The 23,485-nt window shown below is 47.8% G+C and carries 17 protein-coding genes; 10 read left to right on the forward strand and 7 right to left on the reverse strand.

The features are described 5' to 3' along the window. Window positions 1-267: 267 nt before the first annotated feature. Window positions 268-1,434: an ATP-binding protein gene (locus tag BLS44_RS17530; protein WP_090391521.1), complete on the forward strand. Its 1,167-nt coding sequence runs from the start codon at window positions 268-270 to the stop codon at window positions 1,432-1,434. Window positions 1,435-1,526: 92 nt separating this feature from the next. Here BLS44_RS17530 and purD read toward each other — a convergent pair whose 3' ends face one another. Continuing rightward, on the reverse strand, window positions 1,527-2,801 hold the full coding sequence (gene purD, locus BLS44_RS17535) for a phosphoribosylamine--glycine ligase (RefSeq protein WP_090391566.1): 1,275 nt from the start codon (window positions 2,799-2,801) through the stop codon (window positions 1,527-1,529). A gap of 108 nt (window positions 2,802-2,909) precedes the next feature. Here purD and BLS44_RS17540 point away from each other — a divergent pair, with 108 nt between their 5' ends. The 4 genes from BLS44_RS17540 (at window position 2,910) to BLS44_RS17555 (ending at window position 9,312) form a co-directional block, all read left to right on the forward strand. Further along, complete coding sequence (locus BLS44_RS17540) at window positions 2,910-4,631, forward strand: peptide MFS transporter (protein WP_090391522.1); 1,722 nt, start codon at window positions 2,910-2,912, stop codon at window positions 4,629-4,631. Between the two features lie 109 nt (window positions 4,632-4,740). Further along, the gene (locus BLS44_RS17545) at window positions 4,741-6,384 is read left to right on the forward strand and encodes a peptide MFS transporter (RefSeq protein ID WP_090391523.1); all 1,644 of its coding nucleotides are present in this window, start codon (window positions 4,741-4,743) and stop codon (window positions 6,382-6,384) included. A 63-nt stretch (window positions 6,385-6,447) separates the two neighbouring features. Continuing rightward, window positions 6,448-8,493 carry an OPT family oligopeptide transporter gene (locus tag BLS44_RS17550; RefSeq protein WP_090391524.1) on the forward strand — a complete coding sequence of 682 codons (2,046 nt, stop codon included), beginning with the start codon at window positions 6,448-6,450 and terminating at the stop codon, window positions 8,491-8,493. A 195-nt stretch (window positions 8,494-8,688) separates the two neighbouring features. Continuing rightward, a complete protein-coding gene (locus BLS44_RS17555; RefSeq protein WP_090391525.1) occupies window positions 8,689-9,312 on the forward strand; it encodes a GyrI-like domain-containing protein in 624 nt (207 codons plus the stop codon). A gap of 6 nt (window positions 9,313-9,318) precedes the next feature. Here BLS44_RS17555 and BLS44_RS17560 read toward each other — a convergent pair whose 3' ends face one another. After that, the gene (locus BLS44_RS17560) at window positions 9,319-10,146 is read right to left on the reverse strand and encodes an alpha/beta hydrolase (RefSeq protein ID WP_090391526.1); all 828 of its coding nucleotides are present in this window, start codon (window positions 10,144-10,146) and stop codon (window positions 9,319-9,321) included. A 56-nt stretch (window positions 10,147-10,202) separates the two neighbouring features. After that, window positions 10,203-11,117, reverse strand: coding sequence for a hydroxypyruvate isomerase family protein (locus tag BLS44_RS17565; RefSeq protein WP_090391527.1), 915 nt, complete (start codon window positions 11,115-11,117; stop codon window positions 10,203-10,205). A 132-nt stretch (window positions 11,118-11,249) separates the two neighbouring features. On the opposite strand from BLS44_RS17565, the gene BLS44_RS17570 reads away from it, so the two are divergent. Further along, the gene (locus BLS44_RS17570; RefSeq protein ID WP_090391528.1) at window positions 11,250-12,197 is read left to right on the forward strand and encodes a formylglycine-generating enzyme family protein; all 948 of its coding nucleotides are present in this window, start codon (window positions 11,250-11,252) and stop codon (window positions 12,195-12,197) included. Between the two features lie 24 nt (window positions 12,198-12,221). Next, window positions 12,222-13,532 (forward strand): Gfo/Idh/MocA family protein, encoded by a 1,311-nt coding sequence (locus tag BLS44_RS17575; protein WP_090391529.1) that lies wholly within the window; start codon window positions 12,222-12,224, stop codon window positions 13,530-13,532. A 140-nt stretch (window positions 13,533-13,672) separates the two neighbouring features. Here BLS44_RS17575 and BLS44_RS17580 read toward each other — a convergent pair whose 3' ends face one another. After that, window positions 13,673-14,650: a hypothetical protein gene (locus tag BLS44_RS17580; protein ID WP_143019826.1), complete on the reverse strand. Its 978-nt coding sequence runs from the start codon at window positions 14,648-14,650 to the stop codon at window positions 13,673-13,675. A 249-nt stretch (window positions 14,651-14,899) separates the two neighbouring features. Here BLS44_RS17580 and BLS44_RS17585 point away from each other — a divergent pair, with 249 nt between their 5' ends. Continuing rightward, window positions 14,900-16,282: a hypothetical protein gene (locus tag BLS44_RS17585; protein WP_143019827.1), complete on the forward strand. Its 1,383-nt coding sequence runs from the start codon at window positions 14,900-14,902 to the stop codon at window positions 16,280-16,282. 104 nt (window positions 16,283-16,386) lie between these two features. Here BLS44_RS17585 and BLS44_RS17590 read toward each other — a convergent pair whose 3' ends face one another. Then, a complete protein-coding gene (locus BLS44_RS17590) occupies window positions 16,387-16,989 on the reverse strand; it encodes a superoxide dismutase (RefSeq protein WP_090391532.1) in 603 nt (200 codons plus the stop codon). A gap of 426 nt (window positions 16,990-17,415) precedes the next feature. Continuing rightward, on the reverse strand, window positions 17,416-17,994 hold the full coding sequence (locus tag BLS44_RS17595) for a hypothetical protein (RefSeq protein ID WP_090391533.1): 579 nt from the start codon (window positions 17,992-17,994) through the stop codon (window positions 17,416-17,418). A gap of 266 nt (window positions 17,995-18,260) precedes the next feature. Here BLS44_RS17595 and BLS44_RS17600 point away from each other — a divergent pair, with 266 nt between their 5' ends. Together BLS44_RS17600 and BLS44_RS17605 are read left to right on the forward strand one after the other, a co-directional pair. Then, window positions 18,261-21,458, forward strand: coding sequence for a SusC/RagA family TonB-linked outer membrane protein (locus tag BLS44_RS17600; RefSeq protein WP_090391534.1), 3,198 nt, complete (start codon window positions 18,261-18,263; stop codon window positions 21,456-21,458). A gap of 18 nt (window positions 21,459-21,476) precedes the next feature. Then, window positions 21,477-22,895, forward strand: coding sequence for a SusD/RagB family nutrient-binding outer membrane lipoprotein (locus BLS44_RS17605; RefSeq protein ID WP_090391535.1), 1,419 nt, complete (start codon window positions 21,477-21,479; stop codon window positions 22,893-22,895). Between the two features lie 151 nt (window positions 22,896-23,046). Here the strand turns inward: BLS44_RS17605 and tadA are convergent, their stop codons facing one another. Then, window positions 23,047-23,484 (reverse strand): tRNA adenosine(34) deaminase TadA, encoded by a 438-nt coding sequence (gene tadA, locus BLS44_RS17610; protein ID WP_090391536.1) that lies wholly within the window; start codon window positions 23,482-23,484, stop codon window positions 23,047-23,049. Window position 23,485: the final 1 nt, after the last annotated feature.

Genomic DNA, 23,485 nt, shown 5'->3' on the forward strand with positions numbered 1-23,485 from the left:
GAATTGAAATTTCCATACGCTTCAAAACCATCGCATCCAATACCGCCGCACCAAGCGCCTGTCAGCCACCAGCTGCAACTTGCCCCATTAGCCTCCTTTGTACCCACCCGAAACAGGATTTCAGAATACCGGTGTTTAACCGCAAACCGGCACACCGGCAGCAATATCATTTTTTTGTTAAACCATCATTAGCGTCAAAATATACACAAAAACATAACCATGAAATCTTAAAATAAAATTTACAAATTTCATGGTTATATTTGTAGTATGATACAAAGAAACCTGGAGGCAGAAATCCTAAAGCTGCTCAAACAGTTCCCGGCTGTAGCCATCTTAGGGCCCCGGCAGGTAGGAAAAACCACTCTTGCAAAACGCCTTGCCAGGCATACCGGTAAAGCATGTATCTACCTGGATATTGAAAAGCCCTCCGACCAGTTGAAACTGAGCGATGCCGAAACTTATCTCCGGTTCCATAGCAATAAACTGGTGGTGCTGGATGAAGTGCAATACCTGCCCGCTCTCTTTAGCACCCTGCGCCCTCTTATTGATGAAAAACGAAAAGCCGGTCGTTACCTGCTTACCGGGTCCGCTTCACCAGCCTTAATTAAGGGAGTATCAGAATCACTGGCCGGCCGCATTGCCTATACCGAACTGCCCCCTATCGGTTTTTCTGAACTGCCCGCCAGCATCTCATTGCAACGGCATTGGTTCCGGGGTGGCTTTCCCGGTGCTTTAACGGCTAAAACAGAGGTACAATCCCGCAATTGGCTGGATCATTTTATCAAAAGCTATATAGAGCGGGACCTGAATCAATTTTTTCATGTAAACCTGAGTACAACCCTGGTGCGTAATTTCTGGCAGATGCTGGCATACAATAACAGCGGCGTGCTCAACGCGGAAAACTTTGCCCGGGCATTGGGCGTAACCAACCCTACGGTAAATCGCTACCTGGATTACCTGGAGGGCGCCTATCTTGTAAGAAAATTACAACCCTGGTTTGCAAACGTGAACAAACGGCTGGTAAAATCTCCGAAAGTATATATTCGTGACAGTGGGCTCCTGCACCGGCTGGCACAGATCCATACTATGGATGAGCTAAGAGGAAATGTGTTGATTGGTGCTTCCTGGGAAGGATATGCTATTGAACAGATCATACAGGTGCTTCCTCCTGCCCTCTCGCCGTTCTTCTACCGTACACATAACGGGGCGGAACTGGATCTGCTGCTCGTAAAAAAGAATAAACCCTATGTAGCCATTGAAATTAAAGTAAGCGCCAGCGCGCAACCTTCGCGCGGTTTTTATGAAAGTATTGATACATTAAACCCTGCAAAACGTTTTGTTATTGCTCCTTATGGAGAAGCATACCCTGGCAGGCAGGCCAGTATTCATTGTGGTTTAAAGCATTTTCTGGAACAGGAATTACCTAAAATATAACCATGAAAATTTAAAATCGGATTTTAAATTTTCATGGTTACTATATTTTTAAAATTAAAGCTGAATCCTCTGAATACCGCTTCATTACTGCGTTATACAAACTCATACCCGATATCCCGGCGATAATACATACCGTCAAAACGGATCTGTTCCAGGATGGCCTTCGAGTGGTCCACCGCTTCCGCAACCGTAGCACCAAATGCCGTGGCACAAAGTACCCGCCCGCCACTGGTTACCACCTGCCCATCTACCGCCTTTGTACCCGCCTGAAACAGGATCGCATCATTTAGGGATTGATCCAGCCCGGTTATTTTAAATCCCTTGTCGTAATCGCCCGGGTAGCCCCCGCTCACCGCCATTACAGTTACCGCAGTGCGCGGATCTTCCTCGATCGTAATTTCAGCAAGCCGGTGTTCTGCAGCCGCTTTACATACGGCAGCAATATCATTTTTCAACCGGGGCATCACCACTTCTGTTTCGGGATCCCCCATGCGGCAGTTGTATTCGATCACAAACGGATCATCTCCCACTTTAATAAGGCCAATAAACACAAAACCGGTATAATCGATCTTTTCCTTTGCTAACCCATCAACCGTAGGTTTAATAATGCGATCGGTCACTTTTTGCATAAACGCAGCATCCGCAAACGGTACCGGGCTCACCGCGCCCATCCCCCCGGTATTGAGACCGGAATCCTTCTCCCCGATACGTTTATAATCTTTTGCCTGCGGCAGCACCACATATTCCTTTCCATCAGTAACCAGGAACACACTCATTTCAATCCCCGATAAAAATTCCTCTACCACTACTTTACGGCTGGCCTCGCCAAATTTTGCCTCCTGGATCATGGCTTCAAACTCCGCCACTGCCTGTTCGTTGGTCTGGCAGATCACCACGCCTTTACCCGCCGCCAACCCATCGGCCTTTAAAACCACCGGTAACGCATGTGCCTCCAGGTACCGGACCCCTTCTTCAAAATTTGCTTCGGTAAACTCTCTGTAAGCAGCCGTAGGAATCTGGTGCCGTTCCATAAACGCCTTTGCAAAAGCCTTACTGCCTTCCAGCTGTGCCCCATACTGCGAGGGCCCGATCAACGATATGGTTTTCAACATCTCATCCTCCAGGAAAAAATCCCGGATCCCTTTCACCAGGGGTTCTTCCGGCCCTACCACCACCATTTCGATACCGTTTTCCCGGCAAAACGAGCCAATCCCTGCAAAATCATTCACTCCCAGATTCACATTGGTTCCCAGCGCCGCCGTTCCAGGGTTTCCGGGGGCAATAAACAATTCATGATTGCCCCGCTGCTGCATATTCCAGGCTAAAGCATGTTCCCTTCCCCCGCTTCCTAAGACCAGTATTTTCATTTTTTCGCTTTTGATCAATATTAAGAGCGGAAAGATAGCTATAAAATGAAAAAAAAAGGTGATTCCGGATTTTTCTGTACTTTGGCCGGTAATTTTTAAATAGAATATATGACTCAAGTACCCGCCAAAGCGAAACATCACCGCTCGCTGTTTGTGTTATTTATTACCGAAATGTGGGAGCGTTTCGGATACTATTTGATGGTTGGAATTTTGTTCCTCTATCTTACCGATAATAAAACGGGTGGAAAAGGATTTGATAATAAAACGGGTGCCGACATTGTGGGCACCTTTATTGCATTAGTGTATTTAACGCCCTTTATCGGGGGACTGCTGGCCGACCGGTATCTCGGTTATATCCGGTCTATTTTTTTAGGCGGTATCCTGCTGGCAGCCGGCTATATCGGGCTGGCGATACCCGGCGATACAGCCATGTTCGTTTCACTGGGGCTGATCTGTATCGGCAATGGCTTCTTCAAACCCAATATTTCCACCATTCTTGGCAATATTTATAACAGGGAAGAGCTGAAGCCATTAAAAGATAATGCTTACAATATTTTCTATATGGGTGTAAACATCGGCGCCCTTTTCTGCAATTTTGCGGCAGCTTACCTGCGCAATACCTATGGCTGGGGCTATGCCTTTGCAGCCGCAGGCGTAGGGTTGATCCTTGGCCTGATCTGGCTGGCCACACAATTGAAGCATGTAAAAGAAGGCGATATTAAAAAGCCCCTGGAAAAAGAAGACATGCCGATGTCCAAGATCATGCTGTACGTATTTTTACCCGCAATCGTAGCAGCGGTCATTGGCTGGATCATTCCCGGGAACCTGTTTGGTTCTGATACCAACGACGCCTTTATGTTTGCCTGTGTGCCCGTGATCATCTTTTATGTCAACATTTGGCGCAAAGCAGCTGGATCCGATAAACGGTCGATCGGGGCCTTACTGTTCATCTTTGCCATCTCCATTATTTTCTGGACGATCTATAACCAGAACTCTACCGGTCTCACCATCTGGGCGCAGACCTATACGGACCGTAAGGTAAGTGGCACTACCGAACAGGTTGCGGGAAAACTGGGTTTTCTTGAAAAAGTAACAGATAGCCTGCGCCAGACAGATAAGGTGGATGCCCGGTTGGTTCCTGTAACCGATACCAGCTCGGCTATACAGGCCGTAAAAGGCAAGGACCTGCTGCTGGCCAACGGCAACCTGGCAGACTCCGCCACAAGGATCGTTCAGGTACAGGGACCGGATCCTTATTATAATAATGTACCCCCATCCGAATGGCCGCAGGGAAAAACTGAACGGCTGGCCAATACCGAACTGTTCCAGTCGATCAATCCGTTCTTTATAGTCGTACTGACCCCCATACTGGTGGGACTGCTGGTATGGCTCCGGAAAAGGCGCAGTGAGCCCACCACTTCGGCAAAATTTGGCCTGGCCCTGTTCATTTCCGGGCTTTCGGCCCTCGCGATGGTATTTGCTGTAATGTCTGTGCCTTCGGTTTACACCAATAAAACGGCGGCCTACTGGCTGTTTATCACCTATTTTGTATTTACGATCAGTGAGATCTTACTGAGCCCGATCGGCCTGTCGTTCGTATCCAAGCTCTCCCCTCCCCGGCTTACCGCGCTGATGATGGGCGGCTGGTTCCTCTCCACCTCGCTGGGCGGAAAAGTGGCCGGTGTAATGGCCAGCCAGTGGGATCATTTTGCCGATAAGAAGATCTTCTTCCTGATCATCGCGATTGCTGCCTTTATCGGGGGCATCTGGATCTTCGCCCGGATCAAATCATTAAATGCGATCGTAAAAGAACGGACGGGCTCGGCCTGATCCGCCGCTTGGCAAATAACTGTCTTAAAAACACGCCGTCCCTTACTGCGTGTTTTTTTTATTTTATAAACGATCATTTGTTATCTTTCGACCCTGAAACAAATTGGTCATGTGGAAAAGACATCCCCGGGCGCTGCCTTTTTTATTTTTTAGTGAGATGTGGGAGCGCTTTGGCTTCTATCTGTTACTGGGCATTTTTACGTTTTACCTGAAAGATGCCACCGGCGGCTTTGGCATGGACGAAAAAGAGTCCGCCTCCCTTTATGGCACCTTTATCGCGCTGATCTATTTTACCCCCTTCCTCGGCGGATTACTGGCCGACCGTAAAATGGGCTATTGCAATGCCATTATCATCGGCGGGCTGCTGATGGGGGTGGGTTACTGCCTGATGAGTGTACGCTCCGTACCCATGCTGTACCTGGCCATGACCCTGATCATTATCGGCAACGGGTTCTTCAAACCCAATATCTCCACCCTGCTGGGCAATGTATATTCCACTCCCGAATACCAGGATAAAAAAGATGAAGGGTATAATATCTTTTATATGGGGATCAATCTCGGTGCCTTCATTTGTAATTTCTTCGGGGCGGCCCTTTATACCACCATTGGCTGGGGCGCCGCCTTTATTGCCGCCGGTGTAGGCATGTTCCTGGGTGTGATCATCTTCGTTATCGGTATGCGGCACTACAAATCATTCGATACCCGGAAACCACTGAAACAGGGTGATATGTCCATGAGCAAAATATTCGGGCTGGTCGTATTGCCTGCCCTGGTCTTTGGAGCGGTCGGCTACCTGATAAAGGGTGCAGACGGGGCTATTTTCGACAGCAGCAGCACAGATGCATTCATCTTTGCCTGCGTCCCGGTTGCCGTATTCTTTATTGCCCTCCTGCTCCGGAGCCCGAAAGAAGAGCGGCGCCCCATGGCGGCACTGCTTTCGATCTTCGCGGTAGTGATCTTATTCTGGGCCATCTTCAAACAGAACGGCTCCGCCCTTAACACCTGGGCCAGCCGGTACACAGAGCGGCATGTAGACGGTACCACGGGAACGGTCCTGAATGCGCTGAAACTCACAGAAACCATCCCGTATAAAAAAGATTCAGTTACCCTGCTTGATAACCAGTTCCGGAAAATAAAAGAGAACGGAACAGAGGTAAAAGGACTGGACTACCCCTCTTATTTCAAAAACATGAACCTCGCGGAAACCCCGCTGAAAGAGGGAGACCAGGTGAAGGCCTGGGCTCCATCCCTGTCGCAGTCCATCAACCCATTCTGGGTGATCGTACTCACCCCCCTGCTGGTGGCCTTTTTTACCTGGCTTCGCCGGAAAGGAAAAGAGCCCTCCACGCCGTCCAAAATAGCCCTGGGCCTGTTGGTCTCAGCAATGTCGGTACTCGTGATGATCTTTGCGGTGAAAGCCGGAAACAACGGCGCCGAAAAAGTAAGCATCTGGTGGCTGGTGGGCAGTTATGGTATTATTACCATCGGGGAACTTTTTTTGAGCCCCATGGGATTGTCGCTGGTATCCAAATTAAGCCCGGTGCGTATTACCTCCCTTATGATGGGCGGCTGGTTCCTCGCCATCTCCATCGGCAACAAGCTCAGCGGTATCCTTTCCAGCAAATGGGATGAGTATACCAATAAAGAAAGCTATTTTTGGTTGAATTTCGTATTGCTTTTTGGTGCGGCATTGTTCCTTTTTGCCATTTTAAAATGGCTGAACAGGGTAATGAAGGAGAAGGGGGTGGTATAAAACGAACGCAGGAGCAGCAGCAGCAACTGATAACAAATCCGCAATCATTTTTTAAGTATATCTATGCAGGAAACAAAATCTTCATTTAAGCCCTTTGTGCCGGACGACGCGCGCATGGCGGAGTTTACATTAAAGTCAGTACTTACCGGTGCTGCCTTTGGGATCATTTTTGGTGCAGCTACCGTTTACCTGGCATTAAAGGCCGGGCTTACCGTATCGGCCTCCATTCCCATTGCGGTGATTGCCATCACCCTCGGCCGAAAGTTTTTAAAGACCACCATTCTTGAAAACAACATCATACAAACCACCGGTTCCGCAGGGGAGAGTATTGCAGCAGGCGTGGTATTTACCCTGCCGGGTTTTTTATTCTTAAGCGATGGCAGCGGCGAACATTTTTTTAATTATATGACCATCCTTACCCTGGCCATTATCGGGGGTATATTGGGAACCCTGATGATGATCCCGCTCCGGAAGTCGCTGATCGTAAACGAACACAAAACCCTGCCCTACCCGGAAGGAACGGCCTGTGCCGATGTACTGAAAGCGGGGGAAAAGGGTGGAAATTTTGCCAAAACCGCTTTCTGGGGGCTCGGCTTTGCTTTCGTATATGCGGTATTGCAAAAAATCATACATGTAATTGCAGAAACCCCTGCGTTTATAACCAAACAAACCAATAAGTTCTTTCCTTCTGCCAAAGTAAGCGGGGAGATCACCCCGGAGTACCTGGGGGTGGGCTATATCATCGGGCCAAAGATCGCGGGTGTACTGGTAGCCGGCGGTGTACTGGCCTGGCTGGTGCTGATCCCACTTTTGTCATCCGTAGTAGCGCCGGACCTGATCGCCAGCCAGCTGGTAAAGCTGGGCTACCTGGCCGATATCGGTACTGCAGGCGGCAAGGGTGGCTGGGATCCCGTAGCCAAAACATTTGATGACTTTTCCGCTGCCGTTTATTATGCTTATATCCGCCAGATCGGGGCGGGTGCTGTAGCAGCTGGTGGTTTTATCACGCTGATCAAAACGATCCCCACCATTGTTTCCTCCTTTAAAGGCAGCCTGGGTTCCATCAAAGGCGGCGCCGCAGCAGCAACTTCGGTTAAACGGACCGAGCGGGACCTGAGCATGAAAGTAGTGGTACTGGGGAGCCTGGGTCTGGTGATCCTGATCGCCCTGTTGCCACAGATACCGGGACATACCATTCTGCAAAAATTACTGATCGGCATCCTGGTGGTGATCTTTGGCGCCTTCTTCGTAACCGTTTCTTCCCGCATTGTTGGCCTGATCGGGTCTTCGAATAACCCGATCAGCGGTATGACCATTGCTACACTGATGGGTACCTGCCTGATCTTTATTGCCGTAGGCTGGAGCGGAAAAGCCTATGAGCCCATGGCCCTGGTAGTGGGCGGGCTGATCTGTATTGCCGCCGCTAATGCCGGTGCTACTTCACAGGATCTTAAAACCGGCTACATCGTGGGTGCTACGCCCAAGTACCAGCAGCTGGCCTTGTTTGTAGGGGTGATCGTTTCCTCTATTGTGATCGGTCTTACAGTAAATTTCCTGGATAAACCCACGGCAGATATGGTAGCGAAAGGCGTAACACAACACGCGATTGGTTCAGAATATTATCCTGCACCACAGGGCACTTTGATGGCTACCCTGGCAAGAGGGATCCTTTCCTTCAACCTCGACTGGCAGTTTGTACTGGTCGGCGTATTTATTGCTATTGTACTGGAGCTTTGCGGCGTAAAATCCCTGAGCTTTGCGGTGGGTGCCTACCTGCCGCTGTCTACCACATTGCCCATCTTCATCGGCGGGTTGATCCGCGGTGCCGTGGATAAAAAAGCCGGGAAGGCTGCAAACCCTGAAGAAGAAGAATTGGGCAGGGGCAATCTTTTTGCTACCGGTCTGGTGGCCGGTGGTGCAGTAGCTGGTGTGGTGATTGCCATTCTTTCCGGTTTTGATGGCCCTGCCGCCGCCTTAAAAGCAGTAAATGCTGAACATGGCCTCAGTGCCGCACTGGGAGAAGGTGGCTATTATGTATTGGGCACACTGGCCTTTGCCACTATGGCCTTTGTATTATACCGTGTAGGTCTTTCCAGGAACAAGGAATAATACGAGGTTCATTTTACGCAACGATGCAAGGTTGCAATGAAGCAACGATTTATTGAACGCGTAATCTTCATTTTATTTTACAACACCAGAAGTCACTCCTGTTTTAAATGGGAGTGATTTTTTTTTAGGTTTGATTTCTGCTGACATATAGCTGTCAGCGCTGTGTATTTTCTTTGTATGATCAAAATATGAATCATGGAAAAACTGGATCTTGCAAGACAGTACCGGCACTATTTTACGGCGAAGCCGGAACCGGCACTGGTAACGATCGAAGCCGCCCAATTCCTTTCCATTACCGGCAAGGGCGATCCCTCCGGCGCATCCTTTAAAAAACATATTGAAGCCTTGTACAGCACTGCATATAGGCTTAAGTTCGCCTGTAAGGCCCGCAACAAGGACTTCGTGGTTTCCAAACTGGAAGGGCTCTGGTGGTTTGACGAAAGCCGGTTCAACGTGCAAACAGCTGCTGAGGCTTCGCAGAAAGTACCCCGGAGCGAATGGGAATACCGCCTGCTGATACGGCTACCCGGTTTCATCACTAAAAAAGACGTGCAGGAAAGCCAGGCTGCGGTACTTTTAAAGAAGCAACTCATCGATGTTCAGTTCCTCGAATTATTCCATATGGAAGAAGGTCTTTGTGTGCAATTGCTGCACCGGGGGCCTTTTGCCACAGAACCGGAATCGCTGGAAAAGATCACTGCATTTATGAATGTGCAGAATCTCACCCGGAATGGGGTGCACCATGAGATCTATCTATCTGATTTTAATAAAACAGCACCGGAAAATCTGAAAACGATCCTCAGAGAACCGGTGCAATAACCGTTCTCAATTGCCGGGTATATTCTTTTTATTGAAAAAATCGCTGAAGAACAGCAGCTGGTATTGGATGGCATTCTGCCAATAGGCCCAGTCATGCCCGCCGGGAGAGGTCATATAGCTGTGCGGAATTTTCAACCGCACCATTTTTTCGTGAAGTGCGTTGTTCGTTTCGTAAAAGAAATCATCCACCCCGCAATCAAAGATAATGGCTACTGAATCGCGCGGATATTTTTCAATCGCGTCCGCCACGGTGATCTCCTTCCAGTCGAAACCGGCGGCATCCGGATCGCCGATCCATGTTTTAATGCCCCATTTTTCTGCAAACGGCTTTATGTCCACACCGCCGCTCATGCTGCCGCAGGCCCCGAAGGTAGCGGCATGCCGAAGCCCCAGAAACAAGCCGCCATGGCCGCCCATACTTAAACCCGTAATGGCCCTGCCAAAGCGGCTTTTTTGTGTTTTATAATGCGCATCTATATAACCGGGTACTTCCGTGCCGATATAGGTTTCATACTGCATGGCCGGGTTCATGCGGCTGTTAAAGTACCAGCTGTTCTTACTGCCGTCCGGACAAACAATCAGCAACTGGTAACGATCGGCATGCGCCTTCAGTTCCGGCACACGAATGATCCAGTTCGCATACCAGCCATCATAACCATGCAGCAGATAAACCACTGGAAAGTGCTTCCCCTCCTGGTAATACTGTGGCAGTATGACCACGCAATTCGAACTCCTTTTCATCGCTTTGCTATAGATACTTACCGTGTCAACAGTAGCCGCATTTAAAAAACCGGCGCTCCAAAGCAATAGCAGCAGGGAAATAGCCTTTCTCATTTTTATTGATTTTTTGAGAAGGTGTATATAAAAAAAAGGAAGTGGTCCGTCCTTTGCTACATAAACGCATCCGATTCCCTGTACGCTGCAATCAGCCGGTCCTCGCCTGCTTTGCCCGGTTGCGAGATGCCATGCTCCATTCCCAAAACACCTTTATAGCCCTTTTTATTCAGCCATTTAAACACATTCTTGTAGTTGATCTCTCCTGTTGTTGGCTCCTGCCTGCCGGGGTTGTCGCCGATCTGGATATAAGCGATCTCACTCCAGGTCAGTTCCATATTTTTAATAAGATTGCCTTCATTCTTCTGCATATGATAAATATCATACAGGATCTTACAGGAAGGGCTGTTTACGCCTCTGCAGATCTCATAAGTCTGGGCCGAAGTGCGCAGGAACAGATCCGGCGAATCACTGAGCGGCTCCAGCACCATCACGATCCCGTGCGGCTCAAAGATCTCTGCTCCTCTCCGCAAGGCGTCAATCACATTCCCTGTTTGCACCTCAACCGGAAGGTGACGTGCAAAATCGCCCGGAACAACGGTCACCCATTTGGCATTACACCGCTTGGCAATCTCTACCGACTTCCTGCAGCCATCCAGAAAAATATCAAGATGTTCCTGTTTATTTAACGCCAGGGTATTGGCACCGTTACCACCTTTGGGCACTACAAAAACGCCCATCCGCATATTCAGCTTAGCCAGCGTTTCCCCGATCTTTGATTGCATTTCCGGGGTTCTCCCAGGCATGCCATTGTCTTCAATGGAACGGAAACCCTTATCATACATATATTTTATCTGATCGATAAAATCCTTTCCCGCGCTGTTGGCAAACATGCCATCATGCGGAGCATAGTCCATATTAAAGGTCTTGTCGGCCTTCAGCTCTTTTACGGGTTGTCCCCATAAGCCCGTACCCAGGCCAAGCGCGCTCATCGTTAGTACATTGTTCTTTACGAAATTTCTTCGATTCATTGTGGCAATTTTTTTTCGAACTAAAAATAGGAAACTTTAGTATTTATAAAAAAGATTTGGCAATTATTTTCATTTTATGATATTTTGTTCCGGAATAATTGTCAAATTGAAATTTTACTTAACTTCGGAACGATGAAAAAATTGATTGTAGCAGTTTTGCTTTGCTCAGGGGCTGGAATTGTGGTAGCCCAGGAAAAAAAAGATGCAGGTTTTCAAAAATATGAACAGGACATACCGGGCTCCTCTGTAAAATTTACAATGGTGCCCATTCCTGCCGGGTCCTTCAAAATGGGAAACAGCTCGGGAGATGCCGATGAAAAACCGCCGGTTACCGTAAAGCTCGATGCATTTTATATGGGCGCCCACGAGGTAAGTTTTGACGAGTACGCCCTTTTTCAAAACGACGAAAGCCTGGGACAGAATGTAGATGCAGATGCCGTTACAAGACCCACTCCTCCTTATATTGATCTTACACTGGGCATGGGGAAAGAAGGCGGGTTCCCGGCCAACAGTATGCAGCAACGGGCCGCTGTTATGTACTGCAAGTGGCTCTATACAAAAACGGGGGTATTTTACCGACTGCCTACCGAAGCCGAATGGGAATATGCTGCCCGCGCAGGCTCTGCAACACCTTATTTCTTTGGTACGGACCCCAAACAGCTGGATGATTATGCCTGGTACGCAAAGAACAGTGAGGATAAATATCATAAGATCGGTCTGAAAAAGCCTAACCCCTGGGGGCTCTATGACATTTATGGAAATGTGGCCGAATGGGTGCTGGATCAATACCAGGCAGATTATTATAAAACACTGGGCAAAGGAGCGGCCAACCCAGCCCGGTTACCCCAATCCCGGAATCCACGTATTGTAAGAGGTGGCAACTATAAAGATGACGCTGCGTCCCTGCGCAGTTCCAACCGGACCGAATCCGATCCCATATGGAACCGCCGCGACCCGCAGATACCCAAAAGCAAATGGTGGAATGCGGATGCCCCTTTTGTTGGTTTCAGGCTGGTACGGCCAGCTAAACAGCCCAGTGCGGAAGAAATTGAAAAGTTTTTCTCAACATATATTTTATAATTTCTAGCGATTAAATACCATATCATGAATCACAAAACAACAAGAAGAGATTTTGTAAAAAACGGTTCTCTCATAGCCGGGGGACTGCTCGCAGCTCCGGTAATGGGTAATGTGAATTTTTTCTCCGGTGCTAAAGGAGAGATCAAAATAGCCCTGATCGGCTGCGGAGGCCGGGGTACCGGTGCCGTAACACAGGCCCTGTCTACCAAACAGAATGTAAAACTGGTGGCCATGGCAGATGCCTTTAAGGATCGCCTGGATGGATGCTATAAAACAATTACTTCCGAAGACATGGCCTCGCTGAAAGGTAAGATTGATGTGCCTGAAAGCAATAAGTTCACCGGTTTTGATGCCTATAAAAAAGCTATTGCTCTGGCCGATGTGGTGATCCTTACCACCCCTCCCGGCTTTCGCCCTATTCATTTTGAAGAAGCAGTAAAACAAAACAAACACATCTTTACAGAAAAACCAATGGCGACCGACCCTGCCGGTATCAAAAAAGTACTGGACGCAGCAGAGATCGCCAAACAAAAAAAACTGAACGTAGTGGTAGGGCTTCAGCGCCGCTACCAGGATTCTTACCGGGCCCTGTTTGAGCGGAAAGACATGATCGGAGATATCCTTTCCGGACAGGTTTGGTGGAACAACTCCGGTGTGTGGGTTAAGCAGCGGGAGCCGCAACAAACAGAAATGGAATATCAGATGCGGAACTGGTATTACTTCAACTGGCTCTGCGGAGATCATATTACAGAACAGCATATTCATAATATAGATGTGATGAACTGGTTTAAGAACGCCTACCCCGTTAAAGCGCAGGGTATGGGCGGCCGCCAGGTACGTACCGGCAAACAATACGGGGAGATCTATGATCACCACTATGTAGAATTTCATTATGCAGATGGGTCGATCCTGAACAGCCAGTGCCGTCATATTCCCGGAACCATGAGCAAAGTGGATGAATTGCTGGTAGGCACAAAGGGGTCTATTTATTGCGACCAGGCGGTGATCAAAGATCGCTCCGGCAAAGTACTGTATGCTTTTGACAAAAAGAATGAGCGGAATCCTTATCAGACCGAGCACGACGAACTTTTTGCCGCTATTGCCAAAGGTGAACATAAGTTCAACAATGCTGAATACGGTGCTAAGAGTACCCTTACTTCAATCATTGGCCGTATGGCTACCTATAGTGGCCAGGTGATCGAATGGGATAAAGCATTAAATTCCGGTATCGATATCATGCCCAAGGAGTACAGCTTTAATGCCACACCACCTGTGGTTCCGGATGCTGATGGTTTCTACCCGATAGCGACCCCGGGAAAGACGAAATATTTTTAAATCACTTTCATAACAATTTAAAGCCGGGCGTTTTTTACATCGCCCGGCTTTTTTATTTGCACGAAATAGAGTTCCCGCGACCACTGCAAGAAACGCTCCAATGGGGGTTATCGCTTTCCGAAAAGATCAATACCATATCGTCACGGGCGGAGCACTCCTAATAAATCCAGCCCCTTAAACTCAAATCCCACATCCAACGTGCCGGGCACTTCCCAGCCCAGGTTCATGGAAGACACACCGAGATCTTCAATCGCCGATCCTTTCAGGTATCCCCGTTGTTTTGCCAGCTTCACCGCATCTTTCATCATGGGCAGTATATCTTTGTAAATAGTGATCCATGCCCCTGAATGAAACGATCCTTTCATAAAATCAGCACTTCCCATACTATAAATAAACTTACCCGTTGCATCGCTCTTACCCAGGTCCTGCGCCGCATACATCCGGATATCTTTATAACGGTAGTCATAAAACGGAATACCAAACCACAAGAAATCACCATGATTCGGCGACGCCGGGTTCAGATCCTGCACAGTGATGAATAACTGGAACTGGGCCGTATGTAGTCCCGGATCAAAGTCCTTTTTTTTCATTCGAAGCACCGCCTTTGTCAATCTCCCGGAAAATTTAAAGATCAATGCCTCCAGGTCTTTCAGGTAAGGCTTTTTCGTAAATGTTTGCTCCACCAATAAATGCGCCCAATCTTCCCCCGCCTTCCGCGGTACAGGGTATTCATCCGAAGCCGTTACATTCATCGCTACCCGGCAATTGCCAGCTGGTTTTTCAAACGCGATCTTTTTCCCCCTGGTTGCATAAATAATTCTTTTCCTATGAATCCGTCTTTTTATCCCTGCTAATTGAAACCGGCTGCCCCATTCCGCAAGTTCCCATTGCGCCCGGCCATTGTTTTCGCCAAAAGGAAAAATAAACCGATCCCTGCAAACAGCGTTCGTATTCGTTCCCTTCAGCACCAGCCCTTTTTCGAATGCGCTGTCACCTAACAGCAACAGCGTATCCGAAACGGGCAGCCGTACGATTGCATCCCGGATACTTCCCTTTACCGCCATAGAAAAGAGCAGCATTCCCGGCAACAGCACACAAAAGATCACCTTATACATCATTCAATTATTTTGGTTTAAAATACCGGCACCCTGCCGGCATAAGCCGCTATACAAACTAAGTTAAGCATTCTGCAGCTCAGGTTAAGCAGCCCGTTACGGTTCGGCTGTTTTATTCTGACAGTAGAAGTAGAACAGCTGTAATTCCTCTTCTTTCATAAAAGCTATTTTCAAAAAATTACATCCGCCATTCCCCGGGCAATAAATATTATTAATACATTTATGCACTTTCTGTTTTTTATCAGCCCCAAAATGAGAAAAAGTTTGCCGCCGCCATTTCCCCCAAAAGAGTTGCACCGCAGCAGCCGTTCCCTGCTCATGCTGCTATTCTTTTTATACTGTATCAGCCACGCCAACGCTCAAAAAAACAGTGCCAACAGCATGCGTTATATCGACAATGGGGCTATAAAACTGGGCATCGACCTGAACCTGGGCGGCGCCATTACTTACCTGAGCGAAAAAGGGAAACCGAACATGATCAATAACTGGGACTGGGGACGGCAGATCCAGATGTCTTTTTACAGCGGGCCTGTGCCTTATGAACCCGATGGCAAAAAGCCACACAAGGGCTGGACCTTTATTGGCTGGAACCCCATCCAGTCGGGTGATGTAGTGGGGAACCGTTCCAGGGTAACAGGTTTTAAACAAACGGGGAACAGCCTCTATGTCCGGTGTATTCCTATGCATTGGCCCCTGGATAATGTACCGGGTACCTGCACCTATGAATGTTGGATACAGCTGGAAGGGAATGCCGTAAAGGTCCGGAGCCGTATGATCAATTACCGGCCGGATACTACACAATATCCTGCCCGCGGACAAGAGCTCCCTGCCGTATACACCAATGCCCCTTATCACCGGCTGGTTACCTATGCAGGCACTCAACCCTATACCTATGACTCCGTCAGTTTTATTAAAAACCATAACCTGCCGCAAACCCCTTCCATCCAATGGGCAGCCTGGCAGGCCACCGAAAACTGGGCAGCTTGTGTAAATGAAGACGGATACGGTCTCGGCATCTGGAAGGAGGGCGTGCAACGTTTCTCCGGCGGATATTACGGCGACTCTTCGTTTAAAGGTGGTAGCCACGATGTTTCCACCGGCTATATTTCACCCGGTAGTATCGACATACTGGACCATAATATCAGTTACGGTTATAACTATGTGCTGATTGTAGGTGCACTTGATGCCATCCGGAACTACGCTTATCAACAAATGCCACAGGCCCTTCCCTCTTTTCATTTCCGCAACAGCCGGCTGCAATGGTATTACGAAAATACCAAAGACCGGGGCTGGCCTATCCGCGGCTGTCTTGAAATAACATTAAACCCCAACGCGGCACTGCTCAGTCCTGTAATTTTCTGGAAGGCAACTGATGCTTCGCGGTTACTCATTGATGCACAGTGGCCGGCTTCTGTTAAAAAAGCCCGCATTTACCTCAGCCGGTTTGGTGTCTCCACATTTGAAGATCACCTGGATGTGGACGTCCAGCCTGGCAGAAGACAATACGTTATTCCCCTTGCCCATATCGGGCATTATAAAGGGGCCTTCAACGGACTTAAGATCCAACCGGATCCCGACGGGAAAAGCATGGAGCAAAACCTGCTGAAAGTATACACCATCGCGCTTTTAAAATAACGAAGTGAGCGGGCATAATAAAGGCGGTCTGCTTCATTTCAAACCGCCTTTACATACATTGCAAAAATCTAAACCCGGAAAACATCCGGTTTCATTATTGCTTTTTAGAGTGCATTATTATAATGCTCTTCTACTTTTGTCCAGTTCACTACGTTCCAGAAAGCCTTTAAATAATCCGGACGTTTGTTCTGATATTTCAGGTAGTAAGCGTGTTCCCAAACATCCACACCGAGAATAGGCGTACCTTTTACTTCGGCGACATCCATCAGGGGGTTGTCCTGGTTAGGAGTGGAAGTTACTTCCAGTTTTCCGTCTTTAACAATCAGCCAGGCCCAGCCACTTCCGAAGCGTGTAGCACCTGCGGTATTCATTTTTTCTTTCAATCCATCCAGCGAACCAAATGTTTCGTTGATCGCATCGGCCAGCTTCCCGGAGGGCGTACCGCCATCGGCACTCAGGATCTCCCAGAAGAAAGAGTGGTTCCAGTGACCACCGCCGTTATTACGAACAGCAGCAGAAATAGCGCCTGCGTTTTTCACCAGTTCTTCCAGCGATTTATCTGCGTTTTCAGTACCATCAATTGCTTTATTCAGGTTATCCACATATGCCTGATGGTGCTTGCCATGGTGAATTTCCATTGTTTGCTTGTCAATGTGCGGTTCCAGCGCGTCGGGCGCATAAGGAAGGGCTGGTAGTGTAAATGCCATGATTCTTTATTTTTTTATTGAGTAAATAATAATTAATCATCCAAAGTTAAACCATTATCGCCGGGCTGCAAAGTTCCATCAGAAAAGCAGCGTCCGGGAGGCTGCAAAGACTGAAAGGCATCAACAAATACAAGGTCCTGTAGGCTTCATTGAGCAGAACAGGGCTATTTATACTCACAGATTACACGGATGATCACAGACACTATGTACAGCATTCCGGGCGAGTCTGAGAAAACCAGTGAGCAAACTAAAGCATTGGTAGCAAGAGGCCACAAAGACTGAAAGACACCAACAAATACAAGGTCCTGTAGGCTTCATTGAGCAGACCAGGGCTGTTTACATTCACAGATTACACGGATGATCACAGGCACTATGTGCAGCATTCCGGGCGAATCTGAGAAAACCAGTGAGCAACTTATTTAGCGCCTAAAAATTGGTAAAATAGTTGGTAAACACAAGGTCAAACATATTCACATTTGCCTTTTTGGTTTGCAGATAAGCACCCGGCACCTGTACTTTATTCAGTTCACGGAAAAGGACCGTTTCGGTTTGAAATGCAGCCCGGAGCAACCGGTCAATGGTACGGATATCTTCCTCGTATTGCTGATGCCGCCGCTCATCGTTCAGGCAAAACTGGTCATGATCCATCATCGCTGTGCCGTTAAGTCCCAGGAAGTCCGTTACCACTATGCTGTGCCAGGGCATCAGCACACTTAACAGCACATGTATTTTAAACAGCCCCCGGCCTTCTTTTGAAGGACAATCCAGGTAATAACAAAACTTATTATGAAACAGATCCGTTCTATCCTTTAGTTCATAACGGGTCAACGTTTCGCCAAGTGTGCGTACAAATCCGTTCCATTGTTCCTCCAATACTTGTTTCAGCATCCGTACTGATCGTTTACGCCGGGCGTAAACCCGTTCATACTCCTGCTGATCCACCAGCGGTGACAGTCCCTTAGGATAATGATCGTAGATCTTTTTCAGCAAGGAAGGAGGATTCATAATGGATGTTTATTAATCAGTATAAATAAATTATAATATATAATAATCGATAAAAATCATACCAAATTTACAAAAAATAAGCATAAAAAATCAAATTAGTAAATTTACTATATAAAATCCGAACCTTGAAATCCGGCTAATTCCGAAAAGGAATTTGCTGTTTCATTTTTGCAGCTTTCTGCGAGTTATATCCGTTTTTTGCATTACCCGATATAAAATAACGTATATTTAACAAACTTTTAGTTTTTAAATTAAAACCAATTTGCATGAAGAGAATGATCGCATTGCGTATGGCGGCCTTATTGTTATTGCTGTGCCCGCTCCTGTTATGGGCGCAGCAGCGGCAGATCCGGGGCTCGGTTAAAAATGAATCCGGCGAGCCGGTTGCCGGGGCCACCATTCTTCAAACAGGCACCCGGAACGCCACCGCATCAAATGATGATGGGAGCTTTTCCCTGCAGGTAACCGGTAGCAACGCTGAACTGGAGATTTCCGCGGTCACTTATGCCCCGCAAACAATAGCCATTGGCAATAATACGGTCATAACCATCACACTCCTCCCGGATGGCAAGGCCACCATGGACGAAGTGGTGGTTACGGCATTAGGGGTTACCCGTGCACAGCGGTCGCTGGGGTATTCTACACAACAGCTGGAAGGCAAAAATCTTACAATGGCGAAAGAATCGAACCTGATCGCTTCGCTGGCAGGAAAAATTGCCGGCGCGCAGATCGTTGGTTCTTCCGCAGCTAACCTGGGTGGTACCCAAAAAATCAAGCTACGTGGCGTTAATTCATTAAATGGTACCGGATCCCCTTTACTGGTGGTGGACGGAACGCCTATTTCAAATATAAACTTCAGCTCGGATAACTCAAACGGCATTGATCTCGGTAACATTGGCCAGGACATTAATTCTGAAGACGTAGAGAACGTAAGTGTATTAAAAGGTCCCGCAGCTTCTGCGCTTTATGGTCTTCGCGGCCAATACGGGGTTATTATGATCACTACAAAAAAAGGAGGCCGCTCTAAAAAGGCAACGGTTAGTCTAAACTCCGCTTATACCGTTGATAAAGTAGGCAACTTTTTGCCACTGCAAAACATTTACGGTGTTGGCAACAATCAAACATTTCTAAAACTGCCCGGCGGAGAGCTTTATGTAAATGGCAATGATGAAAGCTGGGGGCCAAAAATGGATGGCACCCCTGTAAGAATGTACTATAGTTTTTATAAGCAGGACCCGGAATATGGAAAAGCGACACCTTTTCTGCCACAGCCCGATAATATTAAAGATTTTTTTGTAACGGGACATAATATCAATAATACCATATCGGTTTCAGGTGGTGGCGACCGGAGTACTTATAAGCTGAGTTATAACAACAATTATGTAAAAGGCACCTACCCAAATACGTTCTTAAAACGCAACAACCTTAGTTTGAACGCCGCATTGAATGTTACCGACAAACTAACTGTTGGTACAAACGTCAACTATGCCAACAACCTGGCGCGGCGGCCGGTTCAGGGTTACCAGGGATCATTTACCGGGGCAACGCAATGGTTTCAGCGAAACATCGATATCCATCGTCTTCAAAACTATAAGTATGCCGACGGAACTATTTTGAACTGGAACGTGAATCCCAATACAACTTCGGAAGTCATCACCAACAATCGTCCAAGCGACTGGAATAATCCTTATTTTGATGCCTACGAAAATCTGAATTCAGACTCAAGAGACCGCTTGTTTGGAGATGTGAATGTAAAATACCAGATCACGCCGGAACTGCGGTTAAGCGGCTTTGTAAGGGGTGATATTTTTGCGCAAAAGCTCTCACAGCGTACTGCGGTGGGCGGCCGGCTGGATCCCGGCTATAGTGAGGGCAAATACCAGAACAAAGAGATCAACTATGAATTACTGGCGGAGTACAGCAAGAAATGGGAAGACTTTTCGTTAAACGTAAACCTGGGAGGCAACCTGTTCAATGCTCAATATTCCTACCTGTCCGGCTATACGGTGGGGGGTCTATCAAGTCCCGGCTGGTACAGCCTGGAAGCATCGGTAAACAGACCATCGATAACCCAGCGTTTAAGAGAAAAGAGTGTACGCAGCGTGTATGGAATGGTTTCTGCCGGCTATAAAGACCTTTTATTTATAGATGGAACACTGAGGAACGACATTTCATCCGCACTTCCCAAAAACAATAATTCCTACATCTATCCATCATTATCCGGCAGCTTTGTATTCAGCGAGTTATTAAAGTCCAACATCCTGTCTTTTGGAAAACTGAGGGCGAGCTACGCCAGTGCCGGCTCTGACTTAGATCCTTACCAGATCCTCGACATCTATACCGCAGGCTCTATCTATGCCACCCCTTCAACAACGATCAATACGATGCGGCTCCCGTTCACACTTAGAAATGCGGATATCAAGCCGGCCTATGCCAATTCTTTCGAACTCGGTACAGAACTCCGGTTTTTAAGGAACCGGATCGGGCTGGATGTAACCTATTATGAACAGGTGAACAAGAACCAGATCCTCCCCTTGCAAATTTCCGCTGCTACCGGCTTTACAAACGCGATCATCAATGCCGGACGTATTTCCAATAAAGGCGTTGAAGTTACTGTAAGAGGCACGCCGGTCCAATCTAAAAACTTCCAGTGGAACGCCACCCTCAATTTTGCCAAAAACAAAGGGAGCGTTGATGAACTCTACCCGGGCGTAAACGCCTATCAACTGGATGCCAACACCTATTCCAGTCAAACTATTTTTCTGTATTCCAATGTTAAACAGCCTTTCGGAACTTTAACCGGGCCCGGCTATAAAAAAGACGCAGCCACCGGCAAAATATTACTGGATGACAACAATATGCCGGTACAGGAGTTAAACAAAAACTTTGGTTCCGTGGTGCCTGATTTTACCGGTGGCTTTTTGAACAGCTTCCAGTTCAAACAATTTGATCTGAACGGAATGATCGACTTCCAGTCTGGCGGAAAATTCTTCAGCTGGTCGCAAATGCTTGCAGTAAAATCGGGACAGGCTGCTATTACCGCCGCAATGAATGATAAAGGGAAAAACGTAAGGGACCCATTGGCCGATGGAGGTGGATACAAAATAGAAGGAATATCGCAAAAAACAGGGGAGGCTGTAACTGCATATGTAGACGCAAGAACTTATTTCAGAAATAACATCGGCACACGGATATACGATGAATGGCTCTATGATGCATCCTATATAAAGTTAAGAGAAGTAAGTTTAGGCTACAACTTCAGCCAAAAAATACTGGAAAAAACACCGGTAAAAGCATTGCGCCTGGCTTTAATTGCACGTAATCCATTAACGATCTGGCAAAAAGCACCCAAAGGCCTGGACCCTTCCGAACTTTCATCAGGCAGTGCATCTATTAGCTGGATCGAAAAAGGAGAACTGCAGACCGTACGCTCTTATGGCATTAATTTAAATATTACTTTCTAAGGATATAATCTGATCATTATGATAAAGTTTATACAACTTTCAACAATATTGGTACTCCTGACTGCTGCCGGGTGTACAAAATTTGACGACAAGTATTATGTGGATCCTAATAATCCCTCAAAAGCATCCGGAACCCAGCTCATCGCCAATGCCCAGTTGTTTTTACCAAGTATGAGCTCCAATGCCTACGGGCCATTGTATCCGCAATATCTTTCCCTGACCACCTTTACGGACAACAGCCGGTATATGACCACCAATTTCAATTTTGCGGACTGGTATACCGGCCCCATGATGGACCTTCAAACAGCACTGACCAATCCATTGGACGCAAATGAAGGGCCGGTTGAAAACCAGGTAGCAGTTGCCAGGGTACTGAAGGCGTATTTTATGTGGTTCCTTACCGATCGCTGGGGCGATCTGCCTTATAGTGATGCCTTTCAGCGACTCAACAAAATAGCGCCGAAATATGATAGGCAACAGGCCATTTATGACTCGATGTTTAACCTGCTGACAACCGCCAACGATGCCTTTACTCTGACCAACGGAGCTATAAAGAATGATATTGTCTATAACGGGGATATGGGCAAATGGAAACGGTTTGGAAATACCATCCACATGCTGATGGCGCTCCGCCTCTCGAAGGTTGATCCTGAAAAGGGCAAAATTGAATTTGTGAAAGCCCTTTCCGGTGGAATTATGACCGCAAACACTGATAATTTATTCTTTCCACATCTGGCAGATCAATCAATGGAAAACTATTGGTATAATTCCTTTACCAGGTTAGGCCGGGAATGGTATGCACTAAGCAAGCCGTTGGTGGATTATATGCAGCCCTTGAATGATCCCCGGCTCCCGGTGTTTGGCAATAAAAATAAAGACGGCAATTATGTGGGTCTCGAATACGGAAAGGCGGTTCCCAACGCCAATGATATTCCCGGCATTTCCTTGCTGAGCTCCGGTTTACGCCAGCAAAATTCCCCGGTATACCTGACCACTTATGCACAGGCCCTGTTTGCGAAAGCAGAGGCCACCAAGCTTGGCTGGATCCCCGGAGGGGAAGCAGAGGCAAAAACAAATTATGATGAGGCGATCCGGCAATCCATACTTATGTGGACAGGATCGGACGCAGGGTACGCAGCCTTTATATTGCAGCCTTCTGTTATTTATAACCCGGCAACCGCCCTCCGGCAGATCGCCTATCAGCGCTGGGTACACCTGTTTTTAAATGGATACGAAGCCTGGGCAGAATGGCGCCGGACCGGCTTTCCTACGTTAACGGCCCCCGCCGGGGCTAACGACGGAAAGATCCCCCGCCGGGAAGGATACCCTGCTGTTGAAGCCCAGATCAATAAAACAAACTATGATGCAGCCGTTACCGCATTCCCCTATGGGGGCTCCGATGGATTAAATGCAAGAGTGTGGTGGGATAAACCTTAGTGCGGAGCGAGGAAGCCTGGCAATGGCTGGTATAAATAACCTCATTGGTGAACAAGTGCGACCAGGGGACATGGCTATTGTGATGTCTTGGGGGTATTGCCGGCTATTCCTTACCCCACCCGTTGGCCTGTCTCCGCAAATAGCGGGGCCCCTACCGCTTCGCCTTAAAAAAGGCCTTCATCAAAGCGGCACATTCGTCTTCCAGCAAGCCGGTAACAATCTCCGTTTTGGGATGAAACGGCGAAGTAACCGGCTGTACCCGGCTAAAACCATTCTTTGCATCTGATGCCCCCCAAACCACGCGGCGGAGCTTGCTCCAGTAAAGGGCCCCGGCACACATTACGCAGGGCTCTACCGTAACGTACAACGTGGCATCGGGCAGGTATTTGGCGTTCAGGAAACTGAAAGCCGATGTTAATGCGATCATTTCCGCATGTGCGGTAGGATCATTTAATTTTTCGGTCATATTATATCCCCGGGCAATGATGCGGTTATCCTGCACCACCACGGCCCCGATGGGGATCTCATCTTCCTCAAACGCCCGCTGTGCCTCCTTCAGCGCCTGCTGCATAAAATATTCATCTGTCATT

This window comes from Niabella drilacis (assembly GCF_900101395.1).
GTDB classification, from domain to species: Bacteria; Bacteroidota; Bacteroidia; order Chitinophagales; family Chitinophagaceae; genus Niabella; species Niabella drilacis.

Excerpts from the sequence above, each read along its gene's own strand:
- BLS44_RS17530 (WP_090391521.1), top strand. The coding sequence starts at position 268 with ATGATACAAAGAAACCTGGAGGCAGAAATCCTAAAGCTGCTCAAACAG.
- purD (WP_090391566.1), bottom strand. The coding sequence starts at position 2,801 with ATGAAAATACTGGTCTTAGGAAGCGGGGGAAGGGAACATGCTTTAGCC.
- BLS44_RS17540 (WP_090391522.1), top strand. The coding sequence starts at position 2,910 with ATGACTCAAGTACCCGCCAAAGCGAAACATCACCGCTCGCTGTTTGTG.
- BLS44_RS17545 (WP_090391523.1), top strand. The coding sequence starts at position 4,741 with ATGTGGAAAAGACATCCCCGGGCGCTGCCTTTTTTATTTTTTAGTGAG.
- BLS44_RS17550 (WP_090391524.1), top strand. The coding sequence starts at position 6,448 with ATGCAGGAAACAAAATCTTCATTTAAGCCCTTTGTGCCGGACGACGCG.
- BLS44_RS17555 (WP_090391525.1), top strand. The coding sequence starts at position 8,689 with ATGGAAAAACTGGATCTTGCAAGACAGTACCGGCACTATTTTACGGCG.
- BLS44_RS17560 (WP_090391526.1), bottom strand. The coding sequence starts at position 10,146 with ATGAGAAAGGCTATTTCCCTGCTGCTATTGCTTTGGAGCGCCGGTTTT.
- BLS44_RS17565 (WP_090391527.1), bottom strand. The coding sequence starts at position 11,117 with ATGAATCGAAGAAATTTCGTAAAGAACAATGTACTAACGATGAGCGCG.
- BLS44_RS17570 (WP_090391528.1), top strand. The coding sequence starts at position 11,250 with ATGAAAAAATTGATTGTAGCAGTTTTGCTTTGCTCAGGGGCTGGAATT.
- BLS44_RS17575 (WP_090391529.1), top strand. The coding sequence starts at position 12,222 with ATGAATCACAAAACAACAAGAAGAGATTTTGTAAAAAACGGTTCTCTC.
- BLS44_RS17580 (WP_143019826.1), bottom strand. The coding sequence starts at position 14,650 with ATGATGTATAAGGTGATCTTTTGTGTGCTGTTGCCGGGAATGCTGCTC.
- BLS44_RS17585 (WP_143019827.1), top strand. The coding sequence starts at position 14,900 with ATGAGAAAAAGTTTGCCGCCGCCATTTCCCCCAAAAGAGTTGCACCGC.
- BLS44_RS17590 (WP_090391532.1), bottom strand. The coding sequence starts at position 16,989 with ATGGCATTTACACTACCAGCCCTTCCTTATGCGCCCGACGCGCTGGAA.
- BLS44_RS17595 (WP_090391533.1), bottom strand. The coding sequence starts at position 17,994 with ATGAATCCTCCTTCCTTGCTGAAAAAGATCTACGATCATTATCCTAAG.
- BLS44_RS17600 (WP_090391534.1), top strand. The coding sequence starts at position 18,261 with ATGAAGAGAATGATCGCATTGCGTATGGCGGCCTTATTGTTATTGCTG.
- BLS44_RS17605 (WP_090391535.1), top strand. The coding sequence starts at position 21,477 with ATGATAAAGTTTATACAACTTTCAACAATATTGGTACTCCTGACTGCT.
- tadA (WP_090391536.1), bottom strand. The coding sequence starts at position 23,484 with ATGACAGATGAATATTTTATGCAGCAGGCGCTGAAGGAGGCACAGCGG.